The 10,224-nt window shown below is 71.4% G+C and carries 9 protein-coding genes; 6 read left to right on the top strand and 3 right to left on the bottom strand.

Going from position 1 to position 10,224, the window contains the following annotated elements; translation table 11 throughout:
• Positions 1 to 585: 585 nt before the first annotated feature.
• Positions 586 to 1,080, bottom strand: a complete 495-nt coding sequence (locus ACIRP7_RS19010) for a MarR family transcriptional regulator (protein WP_352390190.1) — start codon at positions 1,078 to 1,080, stop codon at positions 586 to 588.
• Between the two features lie 231 nt (positions 1,081 to 1,311).
• Here ACIRP7_RS19010 and ACIRP7_RS19005 point away from each other — a divergent pair, with 231 nt between their 5' ends.
• The gene (locus ACIRP7_RS19005) at positions 1,312 to 2,145 is read left to right on the top strand and encodes a lysozyme (protein ID WP_403660398.1); all 834 of its coding nucleotides are present in this window, start codon (positions 1,312 to 1,314) and stop codon (positions 2,143 to 2,145) included.
• A 100-nt stretch (positions 2,146 to 2,245) separates the two neighbouring features.
• Here the strand turns inward: ACIRP7_RS19005 and lon are convergent, their stop codons facing one another.
• Positions 2,246 to 4,660 (bottom strand): endopeptidase La, encoded by a 2,415-nt coding sequence (lon, locus tag ACIRP7_RS19000; protein WP_403660395.1) that lies wholly within the window; start codon positions 4,658 to 4,660, stop codon positions 2,246 to 2,248.
• 199 nt (positions 4,661 to 4,859) lie between these two features.
• Between lon and ACIRP7_RS18995 the strand changes: the two genes are divergently transcribed.
• Both ACIRP7_RS18995 and ACIRP7_RS18990 read left to right on the top strand, forming a co-directional pair.
• Positions 4,860 to 5,528 (top strand): GNAT family N-acetyltransferase, encoded by a 669-nt coding sequence (locus ACIRP7_RS18995; RefSeq protein WP_403660699.1) that lies wholly within the window; start codon positions 4,860 to 4,862, stop codon positions 5,526 to 5,528.
• A 217-nt stretch (positions 5,529 to 5,745) separates the two neighbouring features.
• Positions 5,746 to 6,498: a GNAT family N-acetyltransferase gene (locus ACIRP7_RS18990; protein WP_403660696.1), complete on the top strand. Its 753-nt coding sequence runs from the start codon at positions 5,746 to 5,748 to the stop codon at positions 6,496 to 6,498.
• Here the strand turns inward: ACIRP7_RS18990 and ACIRP7_RS18985 are convergent.
• Positions 6,464 to 7,294 (bottom strand): rhomboid-like protein, encoded by an 831-nt coding sequence (locus tag ACIRP7_RS18985; RefSeq protein ID WP_403660392.1) that lies wholly within the window; start codon positions 7,292 to 7,294, stop codon positions 6,464 to 6,466. The genes ACIRP7_RS18990 and ACIRP7_RS18985 overlap by 35 nt on opposite strands.
• A gap of 139 nt (positions 7,295 to 7,433) precedes the next feature.
• On the opposite strand from ACIRP7_RS18985, the gene ACIRP7_RS18980 reads away from it, so the two are divergent.
• The 3 genes from ACIRP7_RS18980 to ACIRP7_RS18970 all read left to right on the top strand — a co-directional run bounded on the left by ACIRP7_RS18980 (position 7,434) and on the right by ACIRP7_RS18970 (position 10,075).
• Positions 7,434 to 8,111 (top strand): spermidine synthase, encoded by a 678-nt coding sequence (locus ACIRP7_RS18980; RefSeq protein WP_403660389.1) that lies wholly within the window; start codon positions 7,434 to 7,436, stop codon positions 8,109 to 8,111.
• Between the two features lie 123 nt (positions 8,112 to 8,234).
• The gene (locus ACIRP7_RS18975; protein WP_352390195.1) at positions 8,235 to 8,972 is read left to right on the top strand and encodes a response regulator transcription factor; all 738 of its coding nucleotides are present in this window, start codon (positions 8,235 to 8,237) and stop codon (positions 8,970 to 8,972) included.
• Positions 8,969 to 10,075, top strand: coding sequence for an ATP-binding protein (locus ACIRP7_RS18970; protein WP_403660386.1), 1,107 nt, complete (start codon positions 8,969 to 8,971; stop codon positions 10,073 to 10,075). Before ACIRP7_RS18975 ends, ACIRP7_RS18970 begins: the two co-directional genes overlap by 4 nt.
• The last annotated feature ends 149 nt before the right edge of the window (positions 10,076 to 10,224 follow it).

Below are 10,224 nucleotides of genomic sequence, written 5' to 3'. Positions count from 1 at the left end.
GTTGACGACACGGACACGACCGCGTCCCGCAGAGCAGTGGGCAACCCCAGCCACGTCGGCCCACACCGGCCGTCACCGACCGGCCCGTCAGCGGGGGGCGGGCAAGGACACGGCCCAGGACTGGGTCCCGCCGAGCGGTGCGAGAAGCCCGGACTCGTCGGCCCGCACGGGCGGTCGCCGACCCGGCCCGTAACCGGTCACCTTGAACCCTGACGGTCGGGGCACGGCCCGGCGGCGCGGACGCGCGTGCGTCGGCTGGGCAGCGACACCGCGGACGCCGAGTCGGAGCGGACCCTGCACGGCGTCCTCGACTGCGTCGACCGGTGACCGGCACGGCGGAACAGACCGCCGTCCGGCGCCCTCGGTGCCGACCGGGCACCACCTCGACGGACACTCGGCCGGACGAGACCACCACACGCACTCGACGGCACCGCCACGGACGCCCAGCCGGACCAGACCACCACACGGCTCACTCAACGGCACCCGCCCCGCAGACACCCGGTCGGCCCAGGCCACCGCACGGCCTGCTCAACGGCGCCACCAACGGACGCCCCGCTACCTCACATGGTGGAACGCCACCCCGGCCTACTTCTCCATGCCCCGGTTCAGCTGGTGCAGCAGTCGCGCCAGTTCCGTCACCTCTCTCGAGTCCCAGTGCGCCAGGCGGCCCGCGTACCGGGCCCGGCGTGCGTCGCGGACCCGTTGGACACGGGAGCGGCCCTCCGGCGTGAGGTCGACCAGCCAGGCCCGGCCGTCCGCCGGGTCCGGCGCGCGGGCGACCAGGCCCAGGTCCTCCAGGGCGCGCAGCTGACGGGACATCGTGGCCTTGCCGACTCCGATGTAGGCGGCCAGTTCGGTGGCGCGCTGACGGCCGCATTCATCCAGACGGACGAGCAGTCCGTAAGCCGCCGACTCCAGGTCGGGGTGGACCTCGCGGGCCATCTCCCCCTGGTTGGCCCGGGCGCGGCGCAGCAGGACGGTCAACTCACGTTCCAGCGCCAGGAATCCGGGCTTGTCCACACCGCTCGGCGCCACGTCGGCCCCGCCCGGGACACCGCCGCCGTTTTCCTCTTCGTGCACGTCAGCCCCTGCCTTGAATTTCCCGGCCGTGAAAGTTCCGCCAGATTGCGACATCACCGCAGCCCCGTAAGTATTTCGCAGGGCTGGACCAATGGCAGCCGCCGGTCCCACTTCCCGACCCGTCGTCCTCGTACGGAGCGTCTTCAGAGAGGTGACTGGCATGCCCACGTCATCCCCAAAGGTCACTCAGTCATGTCCCACCGAGCGTCACCGAGCCCCCGGAGGCACGCCATGCCCGTGCGCAGACCCGAACAGATACGTCCCCGACGCCTCTTCCTCATAGGTCTCCTGCTCACCGCGTTCTCCCTGCTCCTCGCGGCCCCCGCCCCGGCCGCGCAAGCCCCCGACGCCACCGCCACCCCGGCCCGCGGCGACGCCCACATGGGCATGGGCGTCGTAGCGCACGACGGCCAGGACGGCCTGCCCGCCGACACCCGTGCCACCCAGACGGAGGGGGTCGACGTCGCCAGCTATCAGGGCAACGTCGCCTGGCCGACCCTGTGGAACAGCGGCGTCCGGTGGGCGTACAACAAGGCGAGCGAGGGGACGTACTACACGAACCCCCACTTCTCCCAGCAGTACACCGGCGCCCACGGCGTCGGGATGATCCGCGGGGCCTACCACTTCGCCACCCCGGACACCACGAGCGGCGCGACACAGGCCGACTACTTCGTCGACCACGGCGGCGACTGGTCCGACGACGGCAGGACCCTGCCCGGGGTGCTCGACATCGAGTGGAACCCGTACGGCGACGCCTGCTTCGACAAGTCGCCGAGCGCGATGGTCACCTGGATCCGCGACTTCCTGAACCAGTACAAGGCGCGCACCGGCCGGCAGGCGGTCATCTACACGGCCACCAGCTGGTGGAACCAGTGCACCGGCAACTACGCCGGCTTCTCCGCCAACCCGCTCTGGATCGCCCACTACGCCTCGACCGCCGGCACCCTCCCGGCCGGCTGGAGCACGTACACCATGTGGCAGTACACCTCCACCGGCCCCACGGTCGGCGATCACGACCGCTTCAACGGCGCCCCGGCCCGCGTACAGGCGCTGGCCAACGGCTGACCCGCCCCGGGTACGGCGAAGGCCCGGGCCTCCCTCACGAGAACCCGGGCCTCCACCTCAACCGGTGTCGGCAGCCGCAACCCGCTCACGGGCTACGGCGTCACGCCGCCACCGGGACCTCCGGCGCGGCCCCGTTCTTGGCCGGGGACAACGCCAGCTCCAGGACCTGGCGGACGTCGGTGACGGCGTGGACGTCGAGCTTGTCCAGCACCTCCGCCGGGACGTCGTCCAGGTCGGCCTCGTTGCGCTTGGGGATGATGACGGTGCTCACCCCGGCGCGGTGCGCGGCGAGCAGCTTCTGCTTCACGCCGCCGATCGGGAGGACCCGGCCGGTCAGCGAGACCTCGCCCGTCATGGCCACGTCCGTGCGGACGAGGCGGCCGGAGAGCAGCGAGGCCAGCGCCGTCGTCATGGTGACGCCCGCGCTCGGGCCGTCCTTCGGGACCGCGCCCGCCGGGAAGTGGATGTGCACGCCCCGGTCCTTCAGGTCGCCGACCGGCAGTTCGAGCTCAGCGCCGTGCGAGCGCAGGAAGCTCAGCGCGATCTGCGCGCTCTCCTTCATCACGTCACCCAGCTGGCCGGTCAGCGTCAGACCCGCCGCGCCCGTCTCCGGGTCGGCCAGCGACGCCTCGACGAACAGCACGTCGCCGCCCGCTCCGGTGACCGCGAGTCCGGTGGCGACACCGGGGACCGCGGTCCGGCGCTCCGCCGGGTCCTGGGCCGACTCGGGCACGTGGTGCGGCCGGCCGATCAGACCGCGCAGCTCCTCGTCCGTGACGGTGAACGGCAGCTCCCGCTCGCCCAGCTCGTGCTGAGCCGCCACCTTGCGCAGCAGCCTCGCGATCGACCGCTCCAGGGTGCGGACGCCCGCCTCACGCGTGTACTCGCCGGCGAGCTTGCGCAGCGCGCTCTCGTCGATGACGACCTCGTCCTTGGCGAGCCCCGCCCGCTCCAGCTGGCGCGGGAGCAGGTGGTCACGGGCGATGACGATCTTCTCGTCCTCGGTGTACCCGTCGAGCCGGACCAGCTCCATCCGGTCGAGCAGCGCCTCCGGGATCGCCTCCAGCACGTTGGCCGTGGCGAGGAAGACGACGTCCGACAGGTCGAGCTCGACCTCCAGGTAGTGGTCGCGGAAGGTGTGGTTCTGCGCCGGGTCCAGGACCTCCAGGAGGGCGGCCGCGGGGTCGCCGCGGAAGTCGGAGCCCACCTTGTCGATCTCGTCGAGCAGGACGACCGGGTTCATCGACCCCGCCTCCTTGATGGCCCGCACGATCCGGCCGGGCAGCGCGCCGACGTACGTGCGCCGGTGGCCGCGGATCTCCGCCTCGTCCCGGACGCCGCCGAGGGCGACGCGGACGAACTTGCGGCCCATGGCGTGCGCGACGGACTCGCCGAGCGAGGTCTTGCCGACGCCGGGCGGGCCCACGAGGGCGAGCACGGCACCGCCGCGCCGGCCGCCGACGACCCCGAGGCCCCGGTCGTTGCGGCGCTTGCGCACCGCCAGGTACTCGGTGATCCGCTCCTTCACGTCCTCCAGGCCCGCGTGCTCGGCGTCGAGGATCTCCTTGGCGCCCTGGATGTCGTACGCGTCCTCGGTCCGTTCGTTCCACGGCAGTTCGAGGACGGTGTCCAGCCAGGTGCGGATCCAGGAGCCCTCCGGGGACTGGTCGCTGGACCGCTCCAGCTTGTCGACCTCCTTGAGGGCGGCCTCCCGCACCTTCTCGGGCAGGTCGGCGGCCTCCACGCGGGCGCGGTAGTCGTCGGACTCCTCGCCCTCCTGCTCGCCGTTGAGCTCGCGCAGTTCCTTGCGTACGGCTTCCAGCTGACGGCGGAGCAGGAACTCCCGCTGCTGCTTGTCGACGCCCTCCTGGACGTCCTTCGCGATGGTCTCGGCGACGTCCTGCTCGGCGAGGTGGTCGCGCAGCTGCTGGGTGGCGAGCTTGAGGCGGGCGACCGGGTCGGCGGTCTCCAGCAGCTCGACCTTCTGCTCGGTGGTCAGGAAGGGCGAGTAGCCGGAGTTGTCGGCGAGGGTGGACACGTCGTCGATGGCCTGCACCCGGTCCACGACCTGCCAGGCGCCGCGCTTGCGCAGCCAGGCGGTGGCGAGGGCCTTGTACTCCTTGACCAGTTCGGTGACGTGACCGGGCAGCGGTTCGGGGACGGTCTGGTCGACCGTGGTCCCCTCGACCCACAGGGCGGCGCCCGGGCCGGTGGTCCCCGCACCGATCTTCACCCTGCTCCGGCCGCGGATGAGGGCGCCAGGGTCGCCGTCGGCCAGCCGGCCGACCTGCTCGATGGTGCCGAGCACACCGGTGCCGGCGTATTCGCCGTCGATGCGTGGCACCAGAAGGACCTTCGGCTTTCCGGGTTCCGAGCGGGCGGCGGCCTGGGCGGCCTCCACCGCGGCGCGTACGTCGGTGTCGTTCAGGTCCAGCGGAACCACCATTCCGGGCAGCACGACCTCGTCGTCGAGCGGCAGCACGGGCAGGGTGAGCGGTGTGGACGTCGAAGCCATGATCTCCCCTTAGGCAGTCAAGTTGAGCTATGCCGACTCAATGCGTCGGAGCCTTCGAATGTTCCCCACCCGTTCGCCTGTTCGCTGTCGGCGATCACGACTGCCGGAATCGGCGGTTCGGGCCCTATGGTCGTCCGATACCGAGCATGTAATAGCCACATGCCGCATGCGGCCATTACAGGGGGATGTCATGGATGTCATGGACGGAGTCGTACGGGCGTGGGTGACCGGCTGGGTCGCGTCCCGAGGGGCGGCGGCTGCGGAGCGCGAGCCGTGGGGTTTCACCATCGACGTGGGACAGCTCGCGCATGTGTCGCGGCACGTCTTCGACGCGCTGGGCGACGACGTGGACGAGAAGGCCGTACGCCAGGTGGCGGACGGGGTGACGGGGGCCGGGGTGTGGCTCAAGGTGTTCCAGGACCCGGAGGTGGTCGGGGGCTGGCTCGGCGAGGGCTGGTGGGTGGATCCCGAACCCGGCTTCCTCATGACGGTCCCCCTGACCACGACCACAGCTACGCCGGCCGAACGGCCCGCCGCCCCCGCCGGATACCGGCTACGCACCTGGACCGTCGGCGGCGTCACGCGCATGCTCGTCGCCGCGCCCGACGGTTCCCTCGCGGCGCGCGGCCAGGTCGCCCCGACCGGCGCCAGTGCCGTCTTCGACCAGATCGAGACCGCGGCCGCCCACCGTCGCCGGGGACTGGGCAGCGTCGTCATGCGCACGCTCCAGGCCGTGGCGGCGGCCACGGGGGCGGAGACCGGCGTGCTGGCGGGGACGCCCGCGGGCCGGGGCCTGTACGAGGCTCTGGGCTGGCATGTGGAAGCTCCGCTCACCAGTGCGAAGTTCGTGGGACCGGACGCCGGGTGACGGCCCGTCACCGCCCGCGGGAAATCCGGAGACGGCAGAGGACGGTCTCTGTCATGCTCCGGTGGTTCCCACCGGCCGCACGGCGGACAACACCGGGCCGGCCCTCCCTCTTCCCGGCGGCCACGGGGCACGCGCGCGTGGGGCGACCGACACGACCGAGAGGCAGACCATCATCACGGCGAACACACACCCGCTCCTCTCCGCCTACGACGACCAGATGCGCGGTGCTCCCCCGACCCCGCCCGCGGGGGTGACGTACGAGCAGGACGGGCCGCTGCTGCGGATCGTCGGTCAGTTCCGCGGGTTCGTGAGCGGGCCGCGCGACCTCGGCGTGGAGGGCGACGCGCTCGACGAACTCATCGCGCGGCAACGGGACTTCTTCGCGGCGCGCGGCGAGGCCGTCGAGTGGAAGACCCGCTCCCACGACACCCCGGCCGACCTCACCGAACGACTCCGCGCGGCCGGTTTCGTGCCCGAGGAGCGGGAGACGGTCCTGGTCGGCCGGGCCGCCGAGCTGGCCGTACGACAGCCCGTGCCCCCGGAAGGCGTCACAGTGCGCCGCGTGACGGCGGACGCCGACATGCGCCGGATCGCCGCGTTGGAGTCGGCGGTGTGGGGAGCGGACTGGAGCTGGCTCGCCGACGACCTGATCGGCCGGGTCGCCACCGCGCCGGACGACACCGCGGTGTACGTCGCCGAGGCGGACGGCGAAGTGGTGTGCGCCGCCTGGCTGGTGTTCCGCGCGGGCACCGAGTTCGCGAGCCTGTGGGGCGGTTCCACGCTCGCCGAGTGGCGGGGCAGGGGCATCTACCGCGCCCTGGTCGCCGTACGCGCCGCTCTCGCCGTCTCCCGCGGGGTCACCTGTCTGCACGTGGACGCGTCGGACGACAGCGCGCCCATCCTGCGCCGGTTGGGCTTCCACGCAGTCACCACGACTACGCCGTACGTCTGGACCCCGCCGGCCCGCTGACTCCGCCGCGGCGCCGCAGCAGCGGCCAGGTCGCGACACCGATCGCCAGGGCGATCGGGTGACCCCAGTCGGTCATCGGGTCGGTGAACGCGATCAGGTCGGTCACCAGCAGCCAGCCGAAGAGGGCGAGCAACGGCCAGCGCAGCCACGGCCGGAGCAGTCCGGCCAGCGCGCCGAGACTCGCGGCCACGCCGAAGCTGACGCCGTAGTCGAGGCGGTGCAGCGAACTGGCGGGCAGATGTCCGGCCAGGACCGCGAGGCCTGTCGGGGCCTCCGTGGCGAGGGTCGCCCCGACATGCCCGAGCAGGAAGACACCCGCCGTGCGCACCCCGCCGATCCGCCGCTCCAGCGCGGTGAGGACGAACAGCAGGGCGAGGGCGTACGGCGACAGGATCCCGCCCGCGATCCACAGCGCGCTGGCCACCAGCACCAGGACGGGCATCCGCACGAGGTGCGCGACATCGGTGCTGGAGCCCTGGTGCAGGGTGTGCACGAGGGCGGGGTCCAGCTGCGCGGCGGCCAGGGAGACGACGGCCAGGACGGCGCCGTAGGCGAAGGTGAACGGTGTCCCGGTGGGAGTGGGGAGCAGCCGCTGGAGCCGGAGGACGCGAAATCGGTTGTCCGCGGCGGCCGTTGCCGGGGGTGTCGCGGGTGTCCCGGCGGCACACCGCTCGGCCCGTTCCCGCTGCCGGGGCACCCCGTCGAGGAGCGCGGCCACTTCCGGGAAGCGCGCGTCCGGGGCAGGAGCTTCCGGTGCGGGCGGGTCGGAAGGGGCTGGGGGCACGGTCCGTTCCAAGGTGAGCTGCTCCTTCCGTCCCACCCCACCCTTCGCGCCCCACCCACCCGCTGTCTGTGACCGACGCCACCCCGGCCCCGATTCACAGGGACTTCTCAAGGAGCCCCGGCCCGGTCGCCGTACCTGCCAAGATGGGCCGATGCCCACCTCGTACGACATTCCCGAAGTCCTGGACCGTCGCGAGGGCCCGTACGGAGAGGTCGTCCTGCGGCGGCACGGCGAGCTGCTCCAGATCATCGCCAACGGCTGCTTCCTGATGGACACCTCCGACGGACGCTCGGAGCGGATGCTCGTTGACGCGGCGCTCGCCGCGCTCGACGACCGTCCGGATCCGCACGTCCTCATCGGCGGCCTCGGCGTCGGCTTCTCGCTCGCACACGCGGTCGCGAACCCCCGGTGGGGCCGGATCACGGTCGTCGAGCGGGAACCCGCGATCATCGACTGGCACCGCGCGGGCCCGCTCTCGGCACTCACGGCGAAGGCGCTCGCCGATCCCCGGACGAACATTCTGAAAACGGATCTGGTCGAATTCGTCAATGAGACATGCGCCACTTTTGACGTGCTGTGCCTCGACATCGACAACGGACCCGACTGGACGGTCACGGAGAGCAACGGCGGACTCTACGCGCGTACCGGACTCACAAGCTGCGCAAGGGTGTTGAAGCCGGGCGGCGTACTGGCCGTGTGGTCGGCGAAACCCTCTCCGGAATTTGAGCAATCACTGGCAAATGCCGGGTTCCAACAGGTACGTACCGAGGAGATCCCCGTTGCCCGGGGCGTACCCGACGCCGTCCATCTCGCCGTCCGACCTGGATAGCAAAGGGGTGACGGCTCCCCGTACTCTGCTTCCCTACGCCGATCATTCAAGCGTCAATCGCAGTCATGCGCAGACAAGGAATCACCCCACATGGTTCCGGAAAGCACTCCCCAGGGGCGGGCGATGGAGCAGACACACACCTCCCACAACGGTTCGACGGCCACTCCCGGCGCCCAGCGCCGGGTCCTGGTCGTCGAGGACGATCCGACGATCGTCGACGCCATCGCGACCCGCCTGCGCGCCGAGGGATTCCTCGTGCAAACGGCGGTGGACGGTCCGTCAGCGGTCGACACGGCCGAGGCCTGGCAGCCGGACCTGCTGATCCTCGACATCATGCTGCCGGGCTTCGACGGTCTGGAGGTCTGCCGCCGCGTGCAGGCCGCCCGTCCGGTCCCGGTGCTCATGCTGACGGCCCGTGACGACGAGACCGACATGCTGGTCGGTCTCGGCGTCGGCGCCGACGACTACATGACCAAGCCGTTCTCGATGCGGGAGCTGGCCGCGCGCGTCCACGTCCTGCTGCGGCGCGTCGAGCGGGCCGCGCTGGCCGCCACCACGCCGCGCTCCGGCATCCTCCGGCTCGGCGAGCTGGAGATCGACCACGCGCAGCGCCGCGTGCGGGTGCGCTCGGAGGACGTCCACCTGACGCCCACCGAGTTCGACCTCCTGGTGTGCCTGGCCAACACCCCGCGCGCGGTGCTCTCCCGTGAGCAGCTGCTCGCCGAGGTGTGGGACTGGGCGGACGCCTCCGGCACCCGGACCGTCGACAGCCACATCAAGGCCCTGCGCCGGAAGATCGGCGCCGAGCGGATCCGCACGGTGCACGGCGTGGGCTACGCCCTGGAGACGCCGACGCCATGAGCGAGGGTCCGGCCGGCCGGAGAAACCCCAGGGAACCCTGGGGCGGAGTGAGCCCCTTCTCGATCAAGACCAAGCTGGGTGCGCTGGTCGTCATCGCGGTCCTCATCACCACCGGGCTGATGATGATCGCGATGCGCACAGCCACCGAGCTGCGCTTCATCACGGTCTTCTCGATGATCGCCACACTCCTGATTACGCAGTTCGTGGCGCATTCGCTCACCGCGCCCCTGGACGACATGAACGCGGTCGCCCGGTCCATCTCGCACGGCGACTACACCCGCCGGGTCCGCGAGAACCGCCGGGACGAACTGGGCGACCTGGCCCAGACGATCAACCGCATGGCGGACGACCTGGAGGCCCAGGAACGCCAGCGCAAGGAACTTGTGGCAAATGTCTCCCACGAGCTGCGCACGCCCATCGCGGGCCTGCGCGCCGTGCTGGAGAACATCGTCGACGGGTTCACCCAGGCCGATCCCGAGACCATGCGCACGGCCCTCAAGCAGACCGAGCGGCTGGGCCGGCTGGTGGAGACGCTGCTGGACCTGTCCCGCCTCGACAGCGGCGTCGTACCGCTGAAGAAGCGCCGGTTCGAGGTGTGGCCGTATCTCTCGGGCGTGCTGAAGGAGGCCAACATGGTCGCCACGGCACGCGCGGGCATCGCCTCCGGATCCGGCAGCCACACGCGCAACGACGTCCATCTGCACCTCGACGTCTCGCCGCCCGAGCTGACCGCGCACGCTGACCCGGAGCGCATCCACCAGGTCGTCGCCAACCTGATCGACAACGCGGTCAAGCACAGCCCGGCACACGGACGGGTGACGGTCAAGGCGCGGCGCGGGGCCCTGCCCGAGTCGCTCGAACTGGAGATCCTCGACGAGGGCCCCGGCATTCCGCGCTCGGAGTGGCACCGCGTCTTCGAGCGGTTCAACCGCGGTCAGGTCATGCGGCCGCACGGTCCGGGCAGCGACGGCGGCACCGGACTCGGGCTCGCGATCGCCCGCTGGGCAGTGGATCTGCACGGCGGCCGGATCGGAGTGGCCGAATCCGAGCGGGGCTGCCGGATCCTTGTCACCCTTCCGGGACTTCCATCTCTGCCAAGTTGACGTAAAGTTCGAAGCGGAGCCGCAAGATCCATCTCTGTTCCGCGCTGACGGACACGTGTGATCAGGCAGAGGGCCGCGCCGCAGTCGCGCAGAGCCCCGCTCGGCGCTTCCCTCGGGCGGACGCACGCACCGGAACCACGCTTGTTTCC

This window comes from Streptomyces sp. NPDC102270 (assembly GCF_044766405.1).
Classification (GTDB): domain Bacteria; phylum Actinomycetota; class Actinomycetes; order Streptomycetales; family Streptomycetaceae; genus Streptomyces.
Note: the sequence above shows the minus strand (reverse complement) of the source record. Positions and strands in the feature narration are given on the sequence as shown.